We start from the raw sequence: 22,496 nt of genomic DNA on the forward strand, positions 1-22,496 counted from the left end.
TACGACTCAGGCCATCATCCATCTGCCCGATGCGTTCACCGGGCAAATGGCCGTCGTCGTTCTCACCATGCTCTTCGTCGACTTCTTCGATTGCTCCGGCACCCTGATCGGCGTCGCCAACCAGGCCGGACTGCTCGACAAGGACGGCAAACTGCCGCGCGCGGCCAGTGCACTGGCCGCGGACTCGGTCGGCACCATGGCGGGCGCGGTCATCGGCACCTCGACCACCACCGCCTATGTCGAATCGACGGCGGGTGTCTCAGCGGGCGGGCGGACCGGTATGACCGCCGTGACCACCGCGGGCTGGTTCCTGATCGCCATGTTCTGCTATCCGATCTTCGCGGTGGTCGCCGGTTCGGCGGCCATCACCGCGCCTGCGCTGATCGTGGTCGGCGTGTTGATGGCCCGCGCGCTCGGCGAGATCGATTGGAATCGGCTGGAGTACTCGATTCCGGCCTTCATCACCGTCATCATGATGCCGCTGACCTACTCGATCGCCAATGGACTGGCTATGGGCATGCTGTTCTATCCGATCGTCATGGTCGCGAAGGGGCGCGTCAAAGAGGTGCATCCGGCGATGTGGGCGCTGATGGTGATGTTCCTCGGATATTTCTTCTTCCTCGCGGAATAAGCCTCGCCTATCGCGCGGTTGGGCTGAACTATGGGATAATCGGACCGCAGTCCGCTTCATTGCCGAGGCTAAAGAGCCATTGTTCATAACCGATGCACGGATGAGGACCAGCATGACTTCCAACGGCACAATCGAACGCTCCGCCCATCCGGGTGGCGCGACTCTCGACAACTCCGCCGCCGATATCGGCCTCCTGGTGCTGCGCGTCGTCTTCGGCGGCCTGCTCGCGGCGCACGGCGCTCAGAAACTGTTCGGCTGGTTCAGCGGCCCGGGTTGGAGCGGCAACGCCGCCGCCTTCGATTCCATGGGCTACAACCCCGGAAAACTGTTCGGCACCCTCGCCGGACTCAGCGAATTCACCGGCGGCATCCTGCTGCTGCTCGGCCTGCTGACGCCGCTGGCCTCGGCCATCGTGCTCGGCACCATGATCAATGCGATCAATGCCACCTGGGGTGGCGGCCTGCTGACCGGTAAGGGCTATGAAATGCCCTTGCTGTTCGCCGCCGTCGGCGCTGTCGTCGCATTCACCGGTCCCGGCAAGTTCTCCCTCGACCACGGCCGTCCGTGGCAGCGTCAGGGCATTGTCTGGGGCGTGGCGGCAATCGCGGTGGCTGTGATCGCGGCTGTCGTCACGTTGATTCTCAAGTGGACGCTCTGATCTCGTAACGGATTGCGGCGCGGTGACCGAGGATGGTCGCCGCGCCGCGACTTCATCTGGGTGGCAATCGTTTTCACGTTTCGTCGCGGTTCGAGTGCAGGACCAGAACGGTGGTCGCCCCGTGGTGGAACTCGTAGGCGGTCTCCCGGAGCGACGATCGGATTCCCTTGTCGTGCAGTTCTTTTCGCAGATGTGCGACCAGATCGTCTTGGCGTGCGCCGGTGTGATCGACCAGTGGATAGAGGCGAGTCTCGCCTGCGGATACTCGGGAGAGTTCGAGCAGGGACGCCAGATGGAAATCCGGATCGAGGCGGTCGGCGTAGGTGAAGAGCAGATGTGAGCTCAGGACCAGATCGAAACTGTTGTCGGGGAAGGGAAGCGACGGTAGCAGCGCCGCGACGTACCGATCGCGATGCGCGGTGAGGTCGGCGCCGAAGCGGGCCGCCGCGGCCAGGCGTATCGCTCGGTGCTGTTGCGGATCGCCGTAGAAGTCCCACCGGTAGCGGTCCAGATGTGCTGTTGCCCAAATGTTTCCGCGATCGGTTTCGGAGACGGCGAGGGTGCGCAGGTGCTCCGCGGGTTCGGCGTAGATCGGATCCGCCGCGATGACCGTGGCCCCGAGTTCACTCACCTCCGCGGTGAAACTTGCTGCGCCGCCTGGACAGTCGAGTATGCGTCCGCTGAGGTCGGCTTCGGTGAGTGCGAAGATCGCACGGTATTCGGCCAAAGATCTTGCGCTGATCAAGAATTCGCCGAGGGTGTCGATATCTGGCTGGTGCGTCATTGGGAAACGGTCTCATGGGTGGACCGGCCGTGACAGGGATTTGTGGTGTCCCCGCGCCGCGTGCAGGGCTTGGCACGGGGACTTGCCGATACATCCGGTGCGGGAATTGGGGTCCCACCGAAGTACCGATTCTCAACTTACTTTTGTCTGGAAATATTGGAATGCTTTGTGAGTGGTCTCACAGTTCCACCAGCTCAGGCGTTCGCGGCGGTGAGTCGACGCAGTGCTTTGGTGACGACTTCGGGATCCGAGGTCTCCCAGTACGGCGGCAGCGAGGCCCGCAGATAACCGCCGTAGCGCGCGGTCGCCAGACGGGAATCGAGGATCGCCACGACACCCCGGTCATCGACGCTGCGCAAGAGCCTGCCGGTGCCCTGAGCCAGCAGCAGCGCGGCATGATTGGCCGCGACGGTCATGAAGCCATTGCCGCCGCGTGACTCGACGGCCCGCTGTCGTGCGGTCAGCAGCGGATCGTCGGGCCGCGGGAACGGGATCCGATCCAGGATCACCAGACTCAGCGACGGACCCGGCACATCGACGCCCTGCCACAGCGACAACGTGCCGAACAGCGAGGTCTCGGGGTCGTCGGCGAACTTGCGCACCAGCGCGCCGGTTGCGTCGTCCCCTTGACACAAAACGGGCGTCTTCAGCCGGTCGCGCAGCGCGTCGGTGGCCGCGCGAGCGGCGCGCATCGAGGAGAACAGCCCGAGCGTGCGCCCGCCCGCCGCGCCGATCAGCCGCTCGATTTCGTCGAGGTAGGCCGGTGCCAGACCGTCTCGGCCGGGCGCGGGCAGATGTTTCGCGACGTACAGAATGCCGGATTTGGCATGGTCGAACGGCGAGCCGACGTCGAGCGAGCTCCAGCGCACAGTCTCCGCGTCCGATGGCACCTGCGCGCCATTTGCGGTTGCGGTATCGCTGCGGTTGGCCGATTGTGCGGGCAGACCCCAGGTGATGGCGAGTCCGTCGAAGGAGCCGCCGATCTGCAGGGTGGCCGAGGTCAGCACGACGGTGGCGGTGCCGAAAAGTCTGCTACGCAGAAGTCCGCCCACCGACAGCGGCGCCATCCGCAGCGTTCGCCGGGTGACGCCGCGGATCTCGTCGGCGGCGAGCCAGATGACATCGTGACGCTTGGCCGGATCGGATTCGTCGAAGGCGGTCAAGGCGCGCACCGCGCTGTCGTGCACCTCATCGATGGCGGCCAGCGCCTGGGTACGGGCGGCGGCGCTCTCCGGATCGCCCTGTGCGGTGGTACCGCCCTGTGGTGCGAGCGCGGTGCGCGCATTCCAGGCGGCATCGCGGACCAGAGCGAGCACCGGCGCGATGCCGTCGGGCAGTGCGTCCCAGCGGGCGGCGGGCAGTTCGTCGAGCACCGTGTGCCAGGCCTCGGCGGCCTCCTCGAGCCGGTCGACTTCCTGCTGATCGATGAGTTTGGCGCAGCGTCGGGCCGCGGCGCTGATCGCTGATGCGGCCAGTTCGGCGGTGGCGACGCCGGTGACCCGATCGACCAATTCGTGCGCCTCATCGATCACGACCACATCGTGTTCGGGCAGCACCTGGATGCCGCTGATCGCATCGATGGCGAGCAGGGCGTGATTGGTCACCACCACATCGGCCTGCGCGGACTCCGCCCTGGCCCGTTCGGCGAAGCAGTCCTGGCCGAACGGGCAGCGCGACTTGCCGAGGCATTCCCGCGACGACACACTGACCTGCCGCCAGGCCCGATCGGTGACACCGGGAGCAAGCTCGTCCCGGTCGCCGGTTTCGGTATTCGAGGCCCATTCGTTGAGCCGCTGCACCTCCCGGCCCAACCGCGAGATGGCGAATGCGTCGAAGAGTTCGGCCTCCGCGGGCTCGTCCGGAATCACACTATTGATCTTGTTCAGGCACAGATAGTTATTGCGCCCCTTGAGGATCGCGAATTTCGCCTCTCGGCCGAGCGGCTTGCTCAGTGCCTCGGCCAGTCGCGGCAGATCCCGGTCTACGAGCTGACGCTGCAGCGCGATCGTCGCCGTCGACACCACCACGGTCCGGCCGGTGCGCACCGCGTGACGCAGGCTCGGCACCAGATACGCCAGCGACTTTCCGGTACCGGTGCCCGCCTGCACCGCGAGGTGTTCCTTGGTATCGATGGCGTGATCCACCGCCGCCGCCATGGTCACCTGCCCGACGCGTTCCTTCCCGCCGAGCGCGCGCACAGCGGTGGCCAAAAGCTCGGGTACGGGCGGCAGTTCGGGCACGCGACGAGCCTACTGCTTCGGACCGACACCGATCACCGCCCGATCGGATCCTCGGCCTGCTTCGCACACCTTCCACACGTGCACCCGGCGTGTCCTGCGGCAGGTCGGGGCAGGCGGTCTGCGTCAGCGAACGACCGAACCCTCGATATCCACTCCGGCCGCGCGCATGCGATCGAGTGCGGCGGTGGTCGTGTCGGGTGCGACGCCCGCGGTGAAGTCCAGCAGCACCCTGGTGTCGAAACCTTCGATGCGGGCGTCCAGTGCGGTCGCGCGGACGCAATGGTCGGTGGCGATGCCGACGATGTCGAGTTCATCGATGGCGCGCTCGCGCAGCCAGTCCGCGAGGCCGGTGCCATCCTCGGTGGCGCCTTCGAAACCCGAATAGGCGGCGGAGTATTGGCCCTTGGAGAAGATCTCCTGGATCTGCTCGGTATTCAGGGCGGGGTGGAAATCCGCGCCGGAGGTGCCGACTCGGCAGTGCGGCGGCCAGGTGTCCACATAATCGGGATGTTCGGAGAAATGGCCGCCGGGATCGATGTGGTAGTCGCGGGTGGCGACGACCGCACTGTAATGCGCGGAGTTCAGGTAGCCGGTGATGCGCCGGGCGACCGTGGCCCCGCCGGTGACGGCCAGCGATCCGCCCTCGCAGAAATCGTTCTGCACGTCGACGATGATCAACGCTCGGTTCATGTCGACCTCACTTTCCCACGATCTGAGCGCCGAGGGGTAAACACTCGGCACCTGTCTGTGGATTACATTGTGCCGCCTGATCGATCGGGCGGGCTACGAACACTCGGAGGTCCACGTGAGCAGCACCGTCAGAATTTCGATCGCGCTCTTCATCGGCTATACGGCCTATCTCGCCGTCGCCTTTCTGCTCGGCGATCGACCCGACGAGGTCGTCGACTGGGTACGGCTGGCGCTCGAGGGCGTCTTGGTCGTGCTGGTAGCCGTATCCATCGTGGAATGGGCGAACCGACGCAACGCCGCAGCTGGGGTCAATTCACAAACGTCGTCGGAATCGCAGGCTCCCCAGCCGACAGTTTCAGGCCCTCCCACGGCAGGCTGACCAACCCGCGCGCCACCAACTTGCGACTGTCCGCGAGGGTGGGCAGCCCATCGACCGGTTCGCCACCGCGCACCAGCGGTGTCAGCAATTCGCGAACCTCGAATCCGTTTGTGGCGGGCTGGTTTCCGGCGGCCGGGTAGACGATCTCCTCGACCAGGGTGCCGGTCCGGCGAGACAGTCGAATCGCCTTCTTGGTGCCGCCGCGCGACTCCTTGTGGCTGCTGCGTTTCGCGACCGGCAGCCCGTCCACCTCGACCAGCTTGTAGACCATTCCGGCGGTGGGCGCCCCGGACCCGGTGACCAGCGACGTCCCGACCCCATAGGCGTCCACCGGTTCGGCGCGCAGTGCGGCGATCGCGTACTCGTCCAGATCGCCGGAGACCACGATGCGGGTCTTGGTCGCGCCGAGTCCGTCGAGTTGGTCGCGCACCTGCCTGGCCAGCACACCGAGATCACCGGAATCGATACGCACACCGCCCAATTCGGGGCCGGCGATCTCGATTGCGGTCGCCACCCCCTGGGTGATGTCGAAGGTGTCGACCAGCAGTGTGGTGCCGATGCCGAGCGACTCGATCTGACTGCGGAACGCGGCCGCCTCGTGCGCACCGTCCGCGGCGCTGTGCAGCAGGGTGAACGCATGTGCGCTGGTGCCTGCGCCGGGCACGCCGAAGCGGCGCACGGCCTCCAGATTGGAGGTGGCGTCGAAGCCGGCCAGATATGCGGCGCGCGAGCAGGACGGCGCGGCGAGTTCGTGAGCACGGCGCGAGCCCATTTCGATCATCCGGCGGCCATCGGCCGCGCTCACCATGCGGGCGGCGGCCGAGGCGATCGCGCTGTCGTGATTGAGGATCGACAGGGCGAGGGTCTCCAACAGGACGCATTCGGCGAAGCTGCCGCGCACCGAAAGAATCGGGGAGCCCGGAAAATATAGCTCGCCCTCCGGATAGCCGTCGATATCGCCGGTGAAGCGGTAGTCGCGCAGCCAATCGATGGTTTTCGAGTCCAGGAAACCGGCCGCGACGGCGAGCTCCGATTCCTCGAAACGGAAATGTGCCAGCGCATCGACCAGTCGGCCGGTACCCGCGACAACGCCGTAGCGGCGACCATTCGGCAAGCGTCGCGCAAACACCTCGAAGGTGCAGCGCCGGTGCGCCGAGCCGTCGCCCAGGGCGGCCGCGAGCATGGTCAGTTCGTACTGATCGGTCAGCAGTGCGGTGCTGCGCATGTCCACGCAAGCCACTGTAGACAGCCGTGGCGGGCATGATAGGCCGATGTGGCCGGGGTGTCTGTCGATTCCTGGTGCGCGGGTGTTGTGTATCCGGAGTCGAGTCGTACCCTGAGTGTTATGGCCTTGTGCGAAGTGAACGCGACACTGTCGGCGGCACAGGCGACTCCGGAGGCGGTCGAATACACCGAGATCCTGGAGGCCGAGGACCGTCCGTGGGTAACGGTCGTCTGGGATGATCCGGTCAACCTCATGCACTACGTCGCCTACATCTTCCAGAAGCTGTTCGGCTACAGCAAAGCGAAGGCGACCGAATTGATGCTCAAGGTGCACAACGAGGGTAAGGCAGTGGTGTCGTCGGGTTCGCGGGACAAGATGGAACAGGACGTGCGACGGCTGCACGCCGCGGGACTCTGGGCGACCATGCAGCGGGACGACTGACCGGTACGACTACCCTGACGTCAGTGCGTAAGTGGAGCCGGAAGAACTCGCTGAGCGGCCTCAAATTGCGATCCGAAATGGACGCGCGTGAGGCGAGCGTACTGCGGTCCCTGGTCGGCGCCGTTTCCGGCCTGCTGACCGAGCGGGCCGAATCCGCACCCGACGATGAGCTCGCCGAGCTCACCGGGCTGCGTAGCGGCAATACGACCCCGCCCGAGGATCCCCGGCTGCACCGGCTGCTGCCGGATTTCCACCGGAGTGAACCGGGCTCTCCCGACGCCGATCGCGCCGATCTCAACAGTGCGCTGCGCGGCCTGCACGAGCCGGAGATCATCGATGCCAAATTGGCGGCCGGATCGGTGGTGCTGAAAACGGTGCCGACCGACGGCGGGAAGATCGTGCTGACGCCGGAGCAGGCCGACGCCTGGTTGACCGCGCTGACCGATGTGCGGCTGGCATTGGGCACGGTGCTCGGAATCGATGCCGAGACACCGGATCACCTCGAACCCGATGATCCGCGTGGGCCGCATCTGGATGTTTATCACTGGCTGACATGGATGCAGGATTCCCTGCTGCAGGCCCTCGCACCCTGACGGTCCGGGTTGATCGTGACGAGCAGTCAGGAGCACCTGCCGTGAATGTGCAAGCGGGACAGCGGAATTCGCTCACCGATGTTCCCAGCCTGCTGGTCGGGCACCATCATGTGCTCGATCCGGATGCGACACTGGGTTCCGGCGCGGCGACCGGCTGCACCGTCGTGCGCGTACCCGGCGGTGCGGTCGCCGCGGTAGATGTGCGCGGCGGCGGGCCGGGGACCAGGGAAACCGATCTGCTCGACCCGGGCAACACTGTGCGCCAAGTGAATTCGATCCTGCTCACCGGCGGTAGCGCCTACGGACTCGCGGCCGCGGACGGGGTAATGCGTTGGCTGGAGGAACATCACGAGGGCATACCGATGGATCCGGTCGATCCGAGTCGGGTGGTACCCATCGTCCCCGCCGCGGTGATCTTCGATCTTCCGGTGGGGGACTGGCGAATTCGACCGACGGCCGATTTCGGTTTCCTGGCCGCCGAGGCCGCGGCGGAGGAGTTCGAGCGCGGGTGCGTCGGCGCGGGCGTCGGTGCGCGGGCCGGTTCGATCAAGGGCGGCGTGGGGACCGCGAGCGTCGTGCTCGGTGCGGGTGCCGCCGCGGGTGTCACCGTGGCGGCGCTGGTCGTCGCCAACCCGGTCGGCTCGGTCTTCGATCCACGCACCGGCTTGCCATGGGGCGTCGGCACCGAGGGCCCCGACGTATTCGGCTTGTATCCCGCCACGCCCGAGAGACTGGCCGTGGCCAACGCCCTCCCGGTCAAGGGCACCGTTCTCAACACGACCATCGGCGTGGTCGCCACCGATGCACCCCTCGACCCCGCCGGATGCAGGCGCGTGGCCACCGCCGCCCACGATGGGCTCGCCCGCGCCATCCGTCCCGCACACTCGCCCCTCGACGGTGACACCCTCTTCGCACTGTCCACCGGCACCGCTGAAATCACCGCCGCCCCGATGCCGTCCGCCTTCCCGTCCGACCTGCTGGTGCTGGATGAGGTCTGCACCGCGGCGGCGGTCTGCGTCGAGCGCGCCATCGTCGACGCGATCCTTTCCGCCCACTCCGTGGCAGGCATCCCTGCCTACTCGGACCTCTTCCCGCGCTCCTAGCGGGTTCCCATACCGATATGCCGGGCGGAATCCGCGAAAGTGTGCGGGAGCGTTGGCAACAGCGCCGGGGAGGGTACCGGCCGACAGGCGGGTGGGAATAGCCGAATATTCTGGGTCGTTGTCGGGTGCGATATGTCGGCAGCGGATATGCCGAATGCGGAAGGGTTTGACTCGTGCTGGTGATCAGGACCGACCTGGTGGAGGCGATGGTGGCGCATGCGCGCGCCGATCACCCGGACGAGGCCTGCGGCGTCATCGCCGGTCCGGAAGGTTCGGATCGGCCGGAGCGGTTCATCGCCATGGTCAATGCCGAGCGCTCGCCGACCTTCTACCGGTTCGATTCCGGTGAACAGCTGAAGGTGTGGCGGGCGATGGACGATGCCGACGAGACCCCGGTGGTGATCTACCACTCGCATACCGCCACCGAGGCCTATCCGAGCCGCACCGATATCTCCTATGCGTCCGAGCCGTTCGCGCATTATGTGTTGATCTCCACCCGCGATCCGGAGCAGCACGAGTTGCGCAGCTACCGGATCGTGGACGGTGAGGTCACCGAGGAGCCGGTCCGGATCGTCGATGCGTACGAGACCGTCTAGTACCCCCATGTTCGTCGATTTCGAGGAGTCCCCATGCCGGTAACCGTGTCCATCCCGACCATCATGCGTGGCCTTACCGGAGGCGAGAAGCGCGTCGACGCGCAGGGCTCGACCCTGTCCGCGCTGATCGACAACCTCGACGCCAACCATCCGGGCCTCGCGGAGCGGCTGCTCAAGGACGGCAAGCTCAACCGCTACGTCAACATCTACGTCGATGACGAAGATGTGCGCTTCGCGGGCGGTCTCGACGCAGAGGTGCCCGAGGGCGCGAGCGTCACCATCCTGCCTGCCGTCGCCGGAGGCTGATCGACACCGTGGCGCGCTACGAATCGCTGATCGCGACCCTCGGCAACACCCCGCTGGTCGGGCTGCGCAACCTGTCTCCGCAGTGGGACGGTGACCATCCGGTGCGGCTGTGGGCCAAACTCGAGGACCGCAACCCGACCGGTTCCATCAAGGACCGGCCCGCCCTGCGGATGATCGAACAGGCCGAGGCCGACGGTCTGCTGACGCCCGGCTGCACGATCCTGGAGCCGACCAGCGGAAATACCGGAATTTCGCTGGCGATGGCGGCCAAGCTCAAGGGCTACCGGCTGGTCTGCGTGATGCCGGAGAACACCTCGGTCGAGCGGCGCCAGCTGCTGACCATGTTCGGCGCGGAGATCATCGATTCCCCGGCCGCGGGCGGTTCGAATCAGGCGGTCGCGCTGGCCAAGCAGATCGCGACGGAGAATCCGGACTGGGTGATGCTGTACCAGTACGGCAATCCGGCCAATGCCTTGGCGCACTATGAGACCACCGGCCCGGAAATCCTCGCCGACCTGCCAGAGATCACGCATTTCGTCGCGGGTCTCGGTACCACCGGCACGCTCATGGGCACCGGCCGCTTCCTGCGCGAGAAGGTGCCCGGCATCGAAATCGTCGCGGCCGAACCGCGCTACGGCGAACTCGTGTACGGACTGCGCAATATCGATGAGGGCTTCATCCCCGAGCTATACGACGAGTCGGTGCTGACCACTCGTTTTTCGGTCGGTCCCTTCGATGCGGTGAAGCGCACGCGCGAGCTGGTGTTGGAAGAGGGCATTTTCGCGGGTATTTCGACCGGCGCGATTCTGCATGCGGCGCTCGGTGTCGCGCGCAAATGCGTGCGTGCGGGCACGCGGGCGGATATCGCCTTCGTGGTTGCCGACGGCGGGTGGAAGTACCTGTCCACCGGCGCGTACGACGGGACTCTCGAAGAGGCCGAGGAACGCCTCGACGGCCAGCTCTGGGCCTGAGTTTCGAGCGATCCGGCTGAGCGTGCACTTTTCGCGCGGAAAGTGCACGCTCACGCCTGCATCACCGGCCCTTCGGTCGCGACTTGCCCCGGTACTCTCGAAAGAGCGAGTCCCTTGTCGCATATCGTCGGCGTCCGGGCCTCGCTCGACGAGGAGGTTGCGATGACCGGCGGTTCGGGAATCGGTTCGTCGTTCGATCCGGAGCGGATCGCCGCACTACGCGCCCAACTGGGGCAACCGAGCGTGCCGACTCCCGGTACACCGGCCAAACCGAATAGCTTCGCCCCGGTCAAACAGCTCTGGCTGCGCGCGGGCATCATCATCACCGCATTCGTCGCCCTGCTCTACGGCGTCGAAGGCGTCGACGAACTCGACCACAACCAACTCGATTACAACGGCATCGAACCGCGCGAGGCGGACGGTCTGTGGGGCATTCTCTGGGCCCCGGTCCTGCACCACGGCTGGGACCATCTGTTCGCCAATACGCTTCCGGTTATCGTCCTCGGCTTCATCACCCTGCTCGCGGGCATCGGGCGTGGGATCGCCGCCACCGCGATCATCTGGATCGTGGCCGGAGTCGGCGTCTGGCTCACCGGTGCCACCGGATCGGTGCACCTCGGTGCTTCATCGCTGATCTTCGGCTGGCTGACCTTCCTGATCTCGCGCGGCTGGTTCGCCCGCAATCTCGTGCAGATCGGCATCGGCCTGGTCGTACTGGCGATTTACGGGTCGGTGCTGTGGGGTGTGCTGCCCGGACAGCCCGGAATCTCTTGGCAGGGGCATCTTTTCGGGGCAATGGGTGGAGTGCTGGCCGGCTGGGTACTCTCTGGTGATGAACGTCGACACCGTCGCGGGGATCGAGCCGGAGTCATTGCGTTGCCGCGGTAATCGCGCGGCGCGCAGCGGAATGTGGGGGATCGGTTCTTGAGTGAGAATTCGTCGTGGGAGCATGGGGGAATGCGCCTTACCGTCCTCGGGTGCTCGGGCAGTGTGTCCGGCCCGGACTCCCCAGCGTCGGGGTACCTACTGACCGGGCCGGATATGTCGCCGGTGGTCATCGATTTCGGACCCGGCGTGCTCGGCGCATTGCAGCGCTACGCCGATCCCGGTGAGGTCGACATCTTCCTTACGCATCTGCATGCCGATCACTGCCTCGATCTGCCCGGACTGCTGGTCTGGCGGCGCTACCACCCGACACCCCCGGTGGGGCAGGCGATCGTGCGTGGTCCGTCCGATAGCGCGGTGCGCATCGGCAATGCCTCCGCCGAGATCGGCGGTGAATGCGACGACTGGTCCGACGTCATCGATCACCAGACGTGGGTCGATGGCGAGGCGGTCGAATTCGGTCCGGGCCATACGGTACTCGCGCGTCGGATGTATCACCCGCCGGAGTCGTACGGGCTGCGCATCGCGACCGCATCCGGGCGGACCTTCGTCTACACCGGAGATACCGCCATGTGCGATGCGGTTCTCGAACTCGCGCAGGGCGCCGACATACTCATGTCGGAGGCGTCCTGGACGCACGATCCGGCCAACCGGCCCCCGGGTATTCATCTTTCCGGCACCGAGGCGGGCATTATCGCCGCACGTGCGGGCGTGAAAGAGCTGCTGCTCACCCATATTCCGCCGTGGACCTCCCGCGAGGACGTGATCGCCGAGGCGAAGGCGCAGTTCTCCGGACCGGTGCACGCCGTGGCACCGGGCGAAACCTTCGACATCTGACCGGCTGCCGCGCGCGGTAGGCCATGTGACTAGGCTTGGCGCGTGTCGAGACGAGCCGATGGCAGGGCGGACGATGAGCTCCGCGAGGTACGGATCACCCGTGGCTTCACCACGCATCCAGCCGGTTCGGTGCTGGTGGAATTCGGGCAGACCCGGGTGATGTGCACGGCGAGCGTCACCGAGGGCGTGCCCCCGTGGCGTCGCGATTCCGGACTCGGGTGGCTCACCGCCGAATACGCGATGCTGCCCGCGGCCACACATACCCGCAGCGGGCGGGAATCGGTGAAGGGCAAGGTCGGCGGGCGCACCCAGGAGATCAGCCGGTTGGTCGGCCGGTCGCTGCGCGCATGCATCGACCTGGCGGCCATCGGCGAGAACACCATTGCCATCGACTGCGATGTGCTGCAGGCCGACGGCGGCACGCGGACCGCGGCCATCACCGGCGCGTATGTCGCGCTCTCGGATGCGGTCACCTACCTCGGCGCAGCGGGCGGATTGGCCGACCCGCAGCCGATCTCGTGTGCGATCGCCGCGGTGAGCGTCGGTGTCGTCGACGGCCGGGTGCGGTTGGACCTGCCGTACGAAGAGGATTCGCGCGCCGAGGTCGATATGAATGTGGTCGCCACCGATACCGGCACCCTGGTGGAGATCCAGGGCACCGGTGAAGGCGCGACCTTCCCTCGCTCTACCCTGGACAAGCTGCTCGACTCCGCACTCGCGGGATGCGACCGGCTGTTCGCCATCCAGAAAGAGGCGCTCGCACTGCCGTATCCGGGTGTGCTGCCGCAGCCTGCCGAGTCGAAGAAGAAGTGATGACGCGCCGCGTCCTGGTCGCCAGTCGCAATGCCAAGAAGTTGAACGAACTGCGTCGGATCCTCGCCGACGCGGGTATCGCGGGCATCGAGATCGTCGGACTCGGCGATGTGCCCGCCTACGACGAGGCGCCCGAGACCGGCGCGACCTTCGAGGAGAATGCGCTGGCGAAGGCGCGCGATGGTGCCGCCGCCACCGGATTGCCCTGTGTCGCAGACGATTCCGGGATCGCGGTGGACGTGTTGAACGGGATGCCCGGTGTGCTGTCCGCGCGCTGGTCCGGGATGCACGGCGATGATGCGGCCAATAACGCGCTGCTGCTCGCGCAACTCGGTGACGTTCCGGACGAGCGGCGTGGTGCACAGTTCGTTTCCACCTGCGCGCTGGTGGTGCCCGGCGGCACCGAGATCGTGGTGCGCGGCGAATGGCCCGGTGCGATCGGCCGGAAACCGATGGGCGACGGCGGTTTCGGCTACGATCCGCTGTTCATTCCGGCGGGCGGCGATATCACCGCTGCTCAGCTGACCCCCGCCGAGAAGGACGCCGTGTCCCACCGCGGTCGCGCGCTCACCCAACTTCTCCCCGCGCTCGCGACCCTCGCCGAGTCCTGAATCAGCCGCACTCCTTGATCGGGATTCCTTGCGGATTCTCGGAAGGTGGTGGCGTTCGGAGGCTCGGTCAGAGGTTGAAGTCTTGTTTGACCTTGTTCGCGTTGACGTGTTCGACGAAGAAGGACAGCAGCGGGATGGTGCCTGCGATCAGGGTGCCGACGGTGCGCGGGATCGGCCAGCGCACCTTGACCGCGAGGTCGGCGGTGACCAGCAGGTAGACGAAGTAGACCCAGCCGTGCACGACCGCGATCCAGTTCGGGGTGTGCACGTCGAAGCCGTACTTGGCGATCATTTCACCGGTGAGCAGCAGCAGCCACAGACCCGTCGTCCAGGCGAGCACGCGGTAGCGCAGCAGCGCGGGCTTGATCTTCGCGACGTTTGTGGCCGTCGGCTCTGGTGTGAGCGTCGCGGCGGATTCGGTCGAGTTCTCGCTGGTGGTCAACCGGCGCTCCTGTGTGTGTCGTGGGCGAGGCCCGCGTCCCGGACGTGTTGGTCGATATCTTGCGCGTGCAGCTCGGCCAGATACTTGTTGTATTCGGCGAGCACCGGATCATCATCGCGGGCAGCCTTGGGCCGCTCGGGCAACAGTCCGGCCGGAATCTCGCGCGGCGCATCGACTTTCGCGGGTCGGCGCGCCTTCGCGGGAGCCGGTTCGGCTTCCGGCTCCTTATCCGCTTCGGATTCCAGCCGCACGAACCGGAAGTACGCGAAGACCGCGAACCCGGCGAACAGCGGCCACTGCAATGCGTAGCCGAGATTCTGACCGGTGCCGCTCGCGGATTCGAACCGCTCCCACTGCCACCATCCCAATGCCAGGCAGGCGAGGGCGGCCACGATCACCAGCGCGATGAGGGCCGGGCGATTGTGTGCCGAGCGGCGAGGTGGAGCGGACACGCATACCACGGTACCCGTCTACTACACGGTACGTAGGAGCAGGTAGGGCCTCAGAACTTGTAGGTGATCCCGGTCATGCGCTCGGATTCCTCCCACAGGCGGCGCAGCAGTTCCGGATTGTTCGACAGCTTGCTCGACGGCGAGGGCTCGACCGGGCCCTGGCTCTGGAACAATCGGTTCGGGCCCCAGTAGGTAGTGGGGTCGGCATCGGGCGTGGTGGCCGCGAACAGCGTGGAGTGGGCGGCCTTGGCCGGGGGATGGCCGATGATGCGGATGAAGGGCTTGCTGATCCGGTCCAGTGGGGTTTCGGTCCTGGCGAATAAGTCGGTCGCCGAGACGCCCGGGTGCACCGCGTAGGAGCGCTTGTCGGAGCTCGCTTCGGTCAGTCGCCGCTGCAGTTCGCGGGCGAACATCAGGTTGGCCAGTTTGGACTGGGCGTAGGCGAGATTGCGCTGGTAGCGGCGGTTCTCGTAGTTGAGATCGTCGATCCACAGCTTCGGGGTCTGCTTGTGCGCGATGCTCGCCAGGCTCACCACCCGGTCCCGGAGGCGATCCAGCAGTAGTCCGGTCAGCGCGAAATGTCCGAGGTGGTTGACGCCGAACTGGGTCTCGAATCCGTCCTTGGTGCGGGAGAACGGAATGTTCATCAGACCGGCATTATTGATGAGCACATCGAATTCGCCGGTCTTGTCGGCGAATTCGCGTACCGATGCCAGATCGGCCAGATCCAATTGCTCGATCCGGACGTCGCCGTCGATCCGGTCGGCGATCGGCTGCGCCTTGGCGACATTGCGGCAGGCCATGATCACGGTGCCGCCCTTGCTCGCCAGCGCCTTGGTGGTCTCGACACCGAGGCCGCCGTTGGCTCCGGTGACAATGAATGTGCGCCCACTCTGGTCGGGCATATCTTTCGGGTTCCATGCCATGAGCCGACCTTACTCTGGAGTAAGTTACGGCGGAAGAGCGACACGCAATCTGGACCGCGGATCATCATGTGCTGGTGAAGGCGAATATCGAGCGAGCCGCCGCCAGTGCGTTCTCGATGATTGCTGTCGTGTCGCTGGGAGAGGTGGGAGGCTGCAGGTGGCCATACTTGGGGGATGAGCGCTGCTGTTGCTGTCGCTGAGAATGCTGCGGAGCCGTTGAGTCGGGGCAAGACAAATGTCGTGTTTGCCACGATTGTGCTCGGGATGTTGTTGGCGGCGCTGGATCAGACGATCGTGTCCACCGCGTTGCCGACGATCGTCGCCGATCTCGGCGAGGCCGGGCGGATGGCGTGGGTGGTCACGGCCTATTTGTTGGCGGAGGCGGTGGCGACCGCGCTGGCGGGTAAGCTCGGCGATCTCTTCGGCCGCAAGCTGATATTCCAGCTCAGTGCGCTGATCTTCATCATCGGCTCGATGATCGCCGGTCTGGCCAATGGGATGACGTTGCTGATCGTCGCCCGCGGCATCCAGGGTTTCGGCGCCGGTGGCCTGATGGTCACCGCGATGGCGCTGATCGCCGACACCATTCCGCTGCGGCAGCGCGGTAAATATCAGGGCGCGCTCGGTGCCGTATTCGGTGTCACCACGGTGATCGGGCCGACGCTCGGCGGGCTGTTCACCGACCACGCGAGCTGGCGGTGGTGTTTTTACGTCAACGTGCCCGTCGCGGTGATCATGATCGCCATGGCCGCACGCACGATCCCGCGGGTGCGCTCGGTGGTCAAGCCGATCATCGACTATGCGGGCATCGGACTCGTCGCGGCCGGTGTGTCCTGCCTGATTCTCGGACTGGAGTGGGGCGGGCAGCAGTACGCATGGGGCTCCGCGATGATCATCGGCCTGTTCGTGGCGGCGGTGCTACTGCTGGCCGCATTCGTCGCGGTCGAGCTGCGGGCCAGGGAGCCGATGCTGCCGATGAGCCTGTTCCGCAGCCGCGTGTTCACCGTGTGCTCGATCCTCAGCTTCATCGTCGGATTCGCGATGCTCGGCTCGATGACGTATCTGCCCGCGTATCTGCAGTATGTGAACGGGGTTTCGGCCACCGCGTCCGGCATTCGCACGCTGCCGCTGGTGGTCGGGTTGTTCATCACCTCGATCCTGTCCGGGCAGGTGGTCGGCAAGACCGGTCGCTACAAATACTTTCCGATCGTCGGCACATTGGTGATGGCGCTGGGGCTGTACCTGATGTCCACCATGGGGCGCAACACCGGCGTGTGGTTGGAATCGCTGTACATGCTGGTGCTCGGCCTCGGGCTCGGGCTGAGCATGCAGGTGTTGACCATCGTCGTGCAGAACACTGTGCCGTACGCGCAACTCGGCACCGCGACCTCGGGTGTCACCTTTTTCCGCACGCTCGGAAGTACCTTCGGCACAGCCATTTTCGGCACGCTCTACACCAATCAGATCGGACCGAACCTGGCCGATGCGCTCACGCAGGTCCGGGTTGTTTCGCCGGAGGTCGCGGCCGATGCGAAGTCGCTGCGTGCGCTGCCGTCGGAGGTGTCCGCGCCGATCATCGATGCCTACGCCGAATCCATCGACCACGTCTTCCTGTGGGTGGTGCCGGTCGCGCTGGCCGGTTTCGTGATCGCCTGGTTCTTGAAGGAGGTGCCACTGCGCGACAGTTCCCGAGCGGGTGCGACCGATGTGGGCGAGGGCTTTTCGATGCCGGAGTCCCCGGATCGTGTGGTGTTGCTGGAGCGCGCCGTCGCCGACACCATGCGCAAAGCGCATGAGGAGGGGCCGATCGGTCCGCGCATTCTCGCGGATTCGGGCAGCGGGCTGACTCGCGGCGAGGCCTGGGCGTTGGGGCAGGTCTATATGCACATCCGTATCCGGGGGACGGCGACAGTGGATGCGATCGCGCAGCGGCACAAGGTGCCGGACGAGGTCATCGAACCCATCTACGACCGGGTGATCGGCCGCGGCTATCTCACCGAAGACGGTGCGGGACTGCGACTTACCGATACCGGACAGACCCAGGTCGATCTGATCCAGGCGTCGTGGCGGCGCTGGCTCGATACCAAGCTCGACGATTGGGACTGCGCCGATTCGGCCGACCGCGCGTTGCTCGATCAGGCCCTGGAGAACATCGCAGCCAAGTTGCTCGATGAAGAGACCAGAGAGCGCGAGCCCGTCCACGCCTAGTACTTGTGCCCGAATGCTCGTCGGCGTATATTCGTAGACGAGTAAGGAGGTGTCCATGGCCACGAAGCGCAAGGTGAACAATCTGCTGGCGCTGGCGGTACTCGCGACCGTCATCGAACGGCCGATGCACCGCTACGAAATCGCCTCGCAGATGCGTGAGCGCGGCAAGGACCGCGATATGGACATCAAATGGGGCTCGCTGTATACCGTCGTGCAGAACATGGAGAAGGCGGGCTTCCTCGAGGTCGTCGGCAATGAGCGCGACGGTGCTCGGCCGGAACGCACGATCTATGCGATAACCGATGCCGGTCGCGCCGAAATGGCCGACTGGACAAGGGAATTGATTGCCGAGCCGGCACCGGAACACCATCGGTTCACGGCCGGACTCTCCGTCGTGGCGGCACTGCCGCCGGATGAAGTCGTCGAGTTGCTCGGCCGGCGCATCGACGCGCTGGGTCGCATCATCGAGGCTGCGCGCCGAGAACTCGATCAACTCGCGGTCGCCAATCTGCCCAGGCTGTTCGTCGTCGAAGCCGAATACGGTGTGGCGATGCTGGAGGCCGAGGTGGCGTGGGCCGTGTCGCTGCGTGACGAGATCGCCGCCGGGACTTTCCCCGGTGTCGATCTGTGGCGGCATATGCATGCCGTCGGCATGTCGCCCGCCGAGGTCACGGAGCTGGTGGAAAGGGGGATGACGGAATAGAGACCGGGCCCGGCGGGGTGCGGCAACACCGCCGCCGAGCCCGATGTAACCGTCTCGAACCGCGTCCGCATGCGCGCACCCGGCTACAAGGCTGGCAACCACAGGATAACTGGGTGTGCGATGGGATGGCCGGTTCGGGCTTTCGAAGAAACCCGTATCGCACATAACTGGAGTACACCCATGTCCAAAACAGAAACAGCCATCGTTATCGGCGGTGGTATCGCCGGACCCGTCACCGCCACCGCTCTGCGCAAGGCGGGCATTGCCGCTCGCGTCTACGAGGCCTATCCGGGGCCCACCTTTGGCATCGGAAGTGGGCTGGCATTGGCGCCGAATGGTGTTGCCGCCCTCGACATTGTCGGTGCCGGCGACCTCGTTCGGGGGATAGCGAGTCCGATATCGCACACACAGCTGTCGGTCGGCGGCAAAGTGCTGCGGATGCCGGAAATGCCGGACGTTCCGTCGTTGAAGATGGTCGACCGCAATGAATTGCACCGGACGCTGCACGATCACGCGGTCGCCGCTGGTGTTCCTTTCGAATACAACAAGCGACTCGTACGCGTCGAGGAGGACGCGGACGGTGTCACCGCGCATTTCGCCGATGGCAGCCGCGCAACCGCAGATGTGCTGATCGGCGCGGACGGTATTCGATCCACGGTGCGCGGTCTCATCGACCCGGACAATCCGGGACCGGAGTACACCGGGATGATCGGATTCGGCGCGATGCTCGGCAATGATTTCGGAATTCCCTCGGAGACAATGGTTTTCGCGTTCGGGAAGAAGGCGTACTACCTATACGGCGCAGTCGACGACAAAGTCATGTGGGGTGCCAATCTGCCGCACAAGGAGTATCTGTCGCTGACCGAGGCCCGGGCGATTCCGGCCGAGCACTGGTTGGCGATCCTGCGGGAGACTTACGCCGAGGACACCCCGGGCGGCGAATTCGCCCGCAGGACCACCGCGGAAAATCTGGAAACGACTGGGGCACTGCACATTATGCCGCCGGTGCCGACCTGGTATCGGGGGCGCATGGTGCTGGTCGGGGATTCGGTGCACGCGCCGTCCAATAGTTCGGGTCAAGGGGCGTCGCTGGCCATCGAGAGTGCGGTGCAGCTGGCACGCTGTCTGCGGGACCTGCCGGATCACACCTCGGCCTTCGCTGCCTATGAGGGGGTGCGGCGGCCGCGGGTGGAGGGCGTCGCGGCCCGGGCGCGCAAGATCAACCACAGCAAGACGCCGGGGCCGGTGGCCCGCCGGATGATGTCCATGCTGATGCCGCTGCTGATCAAAGGGATGAACCCGGAGAAGACCATGGGGGGCGAGCAGCGGTATCGGATCGATTGGGATGCGCCGGTGCAGCAGGAGTTGGCGACTGTGAAAGCGTAGTGCTGGTGCTGCCTGCCCCTTCTTGGGGCAGGCAGTATTTTCGAACCCGATGGCCGGTTCTTCCGTAACGTAGGAGATGAGAATCGAACACCAGGGGGGGATAGATGGTGCATACCGATCCTGCACTGCAGCTGACCGGGCTTTATAAGCGATTCGGCGGTCCGTGGGTGGTCGATGATGTCGGCCTCACGGTGCCGCCGGGCTCGTTCTTCGGGCTGGTCGGCCCGAATGGTGCAGGCAAGACGACCACCTTGTCGATGGCCTGCGGACTGTTACGGCCGGACGCCGGACAGGCGCGGATCTTCGGCGTCGATGTGTGGGCCGATCCGATCGCGGCGAAGACTTTGGCGGGCGTATTGCCGGATGGACTTGCGCTACCGGAGCGCCTGACGGGCCGCGAACTGTTGACCTACACCGGTCTACTGCGCGGACTGCCCGCGAATACGGTGGCCGAACGTGCCGAGGAATTACTCGGAGTTTTCGAATTGACCGGTGCCGAACGGACTCTCGTCGTCGATTACTCCGCGGGCATGCGTAAGAAGATCGGATTGGCGACGGCGCTGCTGCACGCACCGAAACTACTGGTGCTCGACGAACCGTTCGAGGCCGTGGATCCGGTATCGGCGAGCACGATTCGCACCATCCTGCAGCGGTTCGTCGCGGCGGGCGGTGCGGTGGTGCTGTCGAGTCATGTGATGGCGCTGGTGGAGAACCTGTGCGATCGGGTCGCGGTGATCACCGCCGGACGGGTGGTGGCCGCGGGGACGCTCGACGAGGTGCGCGGAGACAGCACCTTGGAGACGGCGTTCGTACATCTGGTCGGCGGCCGGGTCGGCGGGGAGGACGGGCTGTCGTGGTTGGCGTCCTGATTCGGATGCGGTTGTTGCTGACCAAGCGTGCTCTGGGCAATGGCTGGCAAGGTGTCACGTTCGTCAGCGGTGTGATCATCGGTCTCGTATTCGCGCTCGGCACAGCGGGTCTCGTTGGATTCGGGGTGCGGGACGGCGATGTGTCCGGTGGTATCACGGTGGCCGCCGCGTGGTACGGGATATGGACGCTCGGCTGGTTGTGCGGTCCGGTATTGATGGGCAGCAGCGATGAGACGGTGCAGCCCGAACATCTGCGGCTGCTGCCGCTGAGTCATCGACAGTTGGCCACCGGGTTATTGGCGACGGCATTCGTCGGGCCCGCGCCGGTGATCAATCTGCTCGCCTTCTCCGGACTGATTGTGCTCGCAGCGCAATTGAGTTGGGGTGCGGCCGCGGTGGCGCTGGTCGGGGTGTTGCTGCAGTTGGTATTCGTGGTGGTGCTCTCGCGGGTGGTGCTGGCGTGGATCGGTGCCGCGATGCGTTCGCGGAGGGGGCGCGATCTCGGGGTGCTGCTCGCCGGTCTCGCCGGATTGGCCTACTACCCGATGAGTTTCCTGCTGAATCATGTGGATGCGGTGCGAGAATCGGCACCGTGGTTGGCGAATATGTTGCGCGCCTTGCCTTCCGGATGGGCACCTGTTGCGGTGGGTGCAGCTGCGCGCGGTGATCGGTTTTCGGCGCTGATCGCGTTGGGCGGATTGCTGGCCTTGACGGCGGTGCTGTGGCAGGCATGGTCGGTGCTGTTGCGGCGGCGGTTGACCGCGCCGCTGGATTCGGTATCCGGCACGGGCGGGCGAGGGATGCTGCTGAGTCGGGTGCGGACGTCCGGGCCGGTGGGTGCGGTCGTGGTCAAGGAGTTGCGAACGTGGTCTCGCGACAGTCGACGCCGGGCTGCGCTATTGCCCGTCCTGCTGGTGGGGGCTCTGCTGCCGGTCTTTCCGGCAATACAGGGCAACGGCTCGGGCGGTGCGGTGTTCGCGGGTGTGAGTGCCGCGTGGTTCGCGGGCCTGGCCGCCAACAATCTCTACGGCTACGACGGAACCGCGCTTTGGCAGACATTGGTGACGCCCGGCGCGGTGCGCGCCGATGTGCGGGGGCGACTGCTGGCCCTGCTGTTGGTGATCGGCCTGCCGTCCGTGCTGCTAGCCGTGGTTTTGCCGGGTGCGCTCGGTCGCTGGTCGATGTACCCGTGGACGCTGTCGCTGCTGTTCGCTGTGCTCGGCGTCGGCGCGGGTTCGGCCGTTTTCCTGTCGGTAACCGCGCCCTACCCGCTACCGCCGCGTACCGGAAATCCCTTCGCGTCCTCCGGAAATCCAGGCTGTGCAAAGGCTTTGGTGCAAGTCGCCACCAGCCTTGGCCAACTGGTCGCGGTGATCCCGGTCCTGATCGTGCTGATCATCGGCCTGGCACTCGACCTGACCGCCGTACTGTGGCTGGCCCTGCCGGTCGGGATCGCGATCGGGATCATCGGCGCAGTGGTCGGTGCACGTCTCGCCGAAGAGCGGTTGTCCGCCCGTGGACCGGAGGTCCTTGCTGCTGTGCAGCCGCGTTGATGCTGGTCAGGAACGCGATCGCTATTGCGGGTGCGGTCTTCGGTGCCCGCCTTGCCGGGGAGCGGCCGTCTGGGCACGGGCGGCGGTTCTGCTGCTGCGTAGCCGCGTCGATGCTGGTCGGTGTCGGAGGCGGGTTCTCGTTGCATGGGATCGGTGATCGGCTGGTCGAGTATTGGGAGAGAAATACACTTGTA

At 65.7% G+C, this 22,496-nt stretch carries 24 protein-coding genes; 17 read left to right on the forward strand and 7 right to left on the reverse strand.

The window, feature by feature from the left end; genetic code table 11:
- Both ON44_RS06945 and ON44_RS06950 read left to right on the forward strand, forming a co-directional pair.
- Positions 1 to 631 (forward strand): NCS2 family permease (locus ON44_RS06945; RefSeq protein ID WP_040687178.1); only part of this gene is annotated, 631 nt, incomplete at its 5' end.
- A gap of 112 nt (positions 632 to 743) precedes the next feature.
- A complete protein-coding gene (locus tag ON44_RS06950; protein WP_040687179.1) occupies positions 744 to 1,289 on the forward strand; it encodes a DoxX family protein in 546 nt (181 codons plus the stop codon).
- 73 nt (positions 1,290 to 1,362) lie between these two features.
- On the opposite strand, the gene ON44_RS06955 is transcribed toward ON44_RS06950, so the two are convergent.
- From ON44_RS06955 to ON44_RS06975, 4 genes are all read right to left on the reverse strand, one after another.
- Positions 1,363 to 2,073: a methyltransferase domain-containing protein gene (locus ON44_RS06955; protein ID WP_040687181.1), complete on the reverse strand. Its 711-nt coding sequence runs from the start codon at positions 2,071 to 2,073 to the stop codon at positions 1,363 to 1,365.
- Between the two features lie 194 nt (positions 2,074 to 2,267).
- The gene (locus tag ON44_RS06960) at positions 2,268 to 4,313 is read right to left on the reverse strand and encodes an ATP-dependent DNA helicase (RefSeq protein WP_040687183.1); all 2,046 of its coding nucleotides are present in this window, start codon (positions 4,311 to 4,313) and stop codon (positions 2,268 to 2,270) included.
- Between the two features lie 123 nt (positions 4,314 to 4,436).
- A complete protein-coding gene (locus tag ON44_RS06965) occupies positions 4,437 to 5,003 on the reverse strand; it encodes a nicotinamidase (RefSeq protein WP_040687184.1) in 567 nt (188 codons plus the stop codon).
- Between the two features lie 308 nt (positions 5,004 to 5,311).
- Positions 5,312 to 6,607 (reverse strand): nicotinate phosphoribosyltransferase, encoded by a 1,296-nt coding sequence (locus tag ON44_RS06975; RefSeq protein WP_040687240.1) that lies wholly within the window; start codon positions 6,605 to 6,607, stop codon positions 5,312 to 5,314.
- A 120-nt stretch (positions 6,608 to 6,727) separates the two neighbouring features.
- Between ON44_RS06975 and clpS the strand changes: the two genes are divergently transcribed.
- From clpS to rdgB, 10 genes are all read left to right on the forward strand, one after another.
- Positions 6,728 to 7,048, forward strand: a complete 321-nt coding sequence (gene clpS / locus ON44_RS06980) for an ATP-dependent Clp protease adapter ClpS (protein ID WP_040687186.1) — start codon at positions 6,728 to 6,730, stop codon at positions 7,046 to 7,048.
- Positions 7,049 to 7,071: 23 nt separating this feature from the next.
- A complete protein-coding gene (aosR, locus tag ON44_RS06985) occupies positions 7,072 to 7,641 on the forward strand; it encodes an oxidative stress transcriptional regulator AosR (RefSeq protein ID WP_040687187.1) in 570 nt (189 codons plus the stop codon).
- A gap of 41 nt (positions 7,642 to 7,682) precedes the next feature.
- Complete coding sequence (locus tag ON44_RS06990) at positions 7,683 to 8,744, forward strand: P1 family peptidase (RefSeq protein ID WP_040687188.1); 1,062 nt, start codon at positions 7,683 to 7,685, stop codon at positions 8,742 to 8,744.
- Between the two features lie 173 nt (positions 8,745 to 8,917).
- Positions 8,918 to 9,340, forward strand: coding sequence for a M67 family metallopeptidase (locus ON44_RS06995; RefSeq protein ID WP_040687189.1), 423 nt, complete (start codon positions 8,918 to 8,920; stop codon positions 9,338 to 9,340).
- 33 nt (positions 9,341 to 9,373) lie between these two features.
- Positions 9,374 to 9,646, forward strand: coding sequence for a MoaD/ThiS family protein (locus ON44_RS07000; RefSeq protein WP_040687190.1), 273 nt, complete (start codon positions 9,374 to 9,376; stop codon positions 9,644 to 9,646).
- An 8-nt stretch (positions 9,647 to 9,654) separates the two neighbouring features.
- On the forward strand, positions 9,655 to 10,617 hold the full coding sequence (locus tag ON44_RS07005; RefSeq protein ID WP_040687191.1) for a PLP-dependent cysteine synthase family protein: 963 nt from the start codon (positions 9,655 to 9,657) through the stop codon (positions 10,615 to 10,617).
- Positions 10,618 to 10,779: 162 nt separating this feature from the next.
- Positions 10,780 to 11,505, forward strand: a complete 726-nt coding sequence (locus tag ON44_RS07010) for a rhomboid family intramembrane serine protease (protein ID WP_083897695.1) — start codon at positions 10,780 to 10,782, stop codon at positions 11,503 to 11,505.
- Positions 11,506 to 11,574: 69 nt separating this feature from the next.
- Positions 11,575 to 12,339 carry a cyclic nucleotide-degrading phosphodiesterase gene (locus tag ON44_RS07015; protein WP_083897693.1) on the forward strand — a complete coding sequence of 255 codons (765 nt, stop codon included), beginning with the start codon at positions 11,575 to 11,577 and terminating at the stop codon, positions 12,337 to 12,339.
- A 42-nt stretch (positions 12,340 to 12,381) separates the two neighbouring features.
- Positions 12,382 to 13,152, forward strand: a complete 771-nt coding sequence (gene rph / locus ON44_RS07020) for a ribonuclease PH (RefSeq protein WP_040687192.1) — start codon at positions 12,382 to 12,384, stop codon at positions 13,150 to 13,152.
- Positions 13,152 to 13,763, forward strand: a complete 612-nt coding sequence (rdgB, locus tag ON44_RS07025; RefSeq protein WP_040687194.1) for an RdgB/HAM1 family non-canonical purine NTP pyrophosphatase — start codon at positions 13,152 to 13,154, stop codon at positions 13,761 to 13,763. Before rph ends, rdgB begins: the two co-directional genes overlap by 1 nt.
- 67 nt (positions 13,764 to 13,830) lie before the next feature.
- On the opposite strand, the gene ON44_RS07030 is transcribed toward rdgB, so the two are convergent.
- The 3 genes from ON44_RS07030 to ON44_RS07040 all read right to left on the reverse strand — a co-directional run bounded on the left by ON44_RS07030 (position 13,831) and on the right by ON44_RS07040 (position 15,583).
- The gene (locus ON44_RS07030) at positions 13,831 to 14,130 is read right to left on the reverse strand and encodes a DUF3817 domain-containing protein (RefSeq protein ID WP_245567036.1); all 300 of its coding nucleotides are present in this window, start codon (positions 14,128 to 14,130) and stop codon (positions 13,831 to 13,833) included.
- A 71-nt stretch (positions 14,131 to 14,201) separates the two neighbouring features.
- A complete protein-coding gene (locus ON44_RS07035) occupies positions 14,202 to 14,657 on the reverse strand; it encodes a glucitol operon activator (RefSeq protein WP_040687198.1) in 456 nt (151 codons plus the stop codon).
- Between the two features lie 50 nt (positions 14,658 to 14,707).
- Complete coding sequence (locus ON44_RS07040) at positions 14,708 to 15,583, reverse strand: oxidoreductase (protein WP_040687200.1); 876 nt, start codon at positions 15,581 to 15,583, stop codon at positions 14,708 to 14,710.
- A gap of 174 nt (positions 15,584 to 15,757) precedes the next feature.
- Here ON44_RS07040 and ON44_RS07045 point away from each other — a divergent pair, with 174 nt between their 5' ends.
- The 5 genes from ON44_RS07045 (at position 15,758) to ON44_RS07065 (ending at position 22,302) form a co-directional block, all read left to right on the forward strand.
- Positions 15,758 to 17,791: an MDR family MFS transporter gene (locus tag ON44_RS07045; protein WP_040687202.1), complete on the forward strand. Its 2,034-nt coding sequence runs from the start codon at positions 15,758 to 15,760 to the stop codon at positions 17,789 to 17,791.
- A 55-nt stretch (positions 17,792 to 17,846) separates the two neighbouring features.
- On the forward strand, positions 17,847 to 18,494 hold the full coding sequence (locus ON44_RS07050; protein WP_040687205.1) for a PadR family transcriptional regulator: 648 nt from the start codon (positions 17,847 to 17,849) through the stop codon (positions 18,492 to 18,494).
- A gap of 180 nt (positions 18,495 to 18,674) precedes the next feature.
- Positions 18,675 to 19,880, forward strand: coding sequence for an FAD-dependent oxidoreductase (locus tag ON44_RS07055; protein ID WP_040687207.1), 1,206 nt, complete (start codon positions 18,675 to 18,677; stop codon positions 19,878 to 19,880).
- Positions 19,881 to 19,984: 104 nt separating this feature from the next.
- On the forward strand, positions 19,985 to 20,749 hold the full coding sequence (locus ON44_RS07060; RefSeq protein WP_040687208.1) for an ABC transporter ATP-binding protein: 765 nt from the start codon (positions 19,985 to 19,987) through the stop codon (positions 20,747 to 20,749).
- Entirely contained in the window at positions 20,734 to 22,302 is a 1,569-nt protein-coding gene (locus ON44_RS07065) for a hypothetical protein (RefSeq protein ID WP_040687211.1), read from the forward strand. Before ON44_RS07060 ends, ON44_RS07065 begins: the two co-directional genes overlap by 16 nt.
- The last annotated feature ends 194 nt before the right edge of the window (positions 22,303 to 22,496 follow it).

Source organism: Nocardia vinacea NBRC 16497 (genome assembly GCF_000308835.1).
GTDB lineage: Bacteria > Actinomycetota > Actinomycetes > Mycobacteriales > Mycobacteriaceae > Nocardia > Nocardia vinacea.

Coding starts and splice junctions, on each gene's coding strand:
- ON44_RS07015 (WP_083897693.1), top strand. CDS start 11,575: ATGCGCCTTACCGTCCTCGGGTGCTCGGGCAGTGTGTCCGGCCCGGAC.
- ON44_RS06950 (WP_040687179.1), top strand. CDS start 744: ATGACTTCCAACGGCACAATCGAACGCTCCGCCCATCCGGGTGGCGCG.
- ON44_RS07010 (WP_083897695.1), top strand. CDS start 10,780: ATGACCGGCGGTTCGGGAATCGGTTCGTCGTTCGATCCGGAGCGGATC.
- clpS (WP_040687186.1), top strand. CDS start 6,728: ATGGCCTTGTGCGAAGTGAACGCGACACTGTCGGCGGCACAGGCGACT.
- ON44_RS07000 (WP_040687190.1), top strand. CDS start 9,374: ATGCCGGTAACCGTGTCCATCCCGACCATCATGCGTGGCCTTACCGGA.
- ON44_RS07040 (WP_040687200.1), bottom strand. CDS start 15,583: ATGGCATGGAACCCGAAAGATATGCCCGACCAGAGTGGGCGCACATTC.
- ON44_RS06965 (WP_040687184.1), bottom strand. CDS start 5,003: ATGAACCGAGCGTTGATCATCGTCGACGTGCAGAACGATTTCTGCGAG.
- ON44_RS07055 (WP_040687207.1), top strand. CDS start 18,675: ATGTCCAAAACAGAAACAGCCATCGTTATCGGCGGTGGTATCGCCGGA.
- ON44_RS06975 (WP_040687240.1), bottom strand. CDS start 6,607: ATGCGCAGCACCGCACTGCTGACCGATCAGTACGAACTGACCATGCTC.
- ON44_RS07045 (WP_040687202.1), top strand. CDS start 15,758: ATGAGCGCTGCTGTTGCTGTCGCTGAGAATGCTGCGGAGCCGTTGAGT.
- ON44_RS07050 (WP_040687205.1), top strand. CDS start 17,847: ATGGCCACGAAGCGCAAGGTGAACAATCTGCTGGCGCTGGCGGTACTC.
- rdgB (WP_040687194.1), top strand. CDS start 13,152: ATGACGCGCCGCGTCCTGGTCGCCAGTCGCAATGCCAAGAAGTTGAAC.
- ON44_RS06955 (WP_040687181.1), bottom strand. CDS start 2,073: ATGACGCACCAGCCAGATATCGACACCCTCGGCGAATTCTTGATCAGC.
- ON44_RS07060 (WP_040687208.1), top strand. CDS start 19,985: ATGGTGCATACCGATCCTGCACTGCAGCTGACCGGGCTTTATAAGCGA.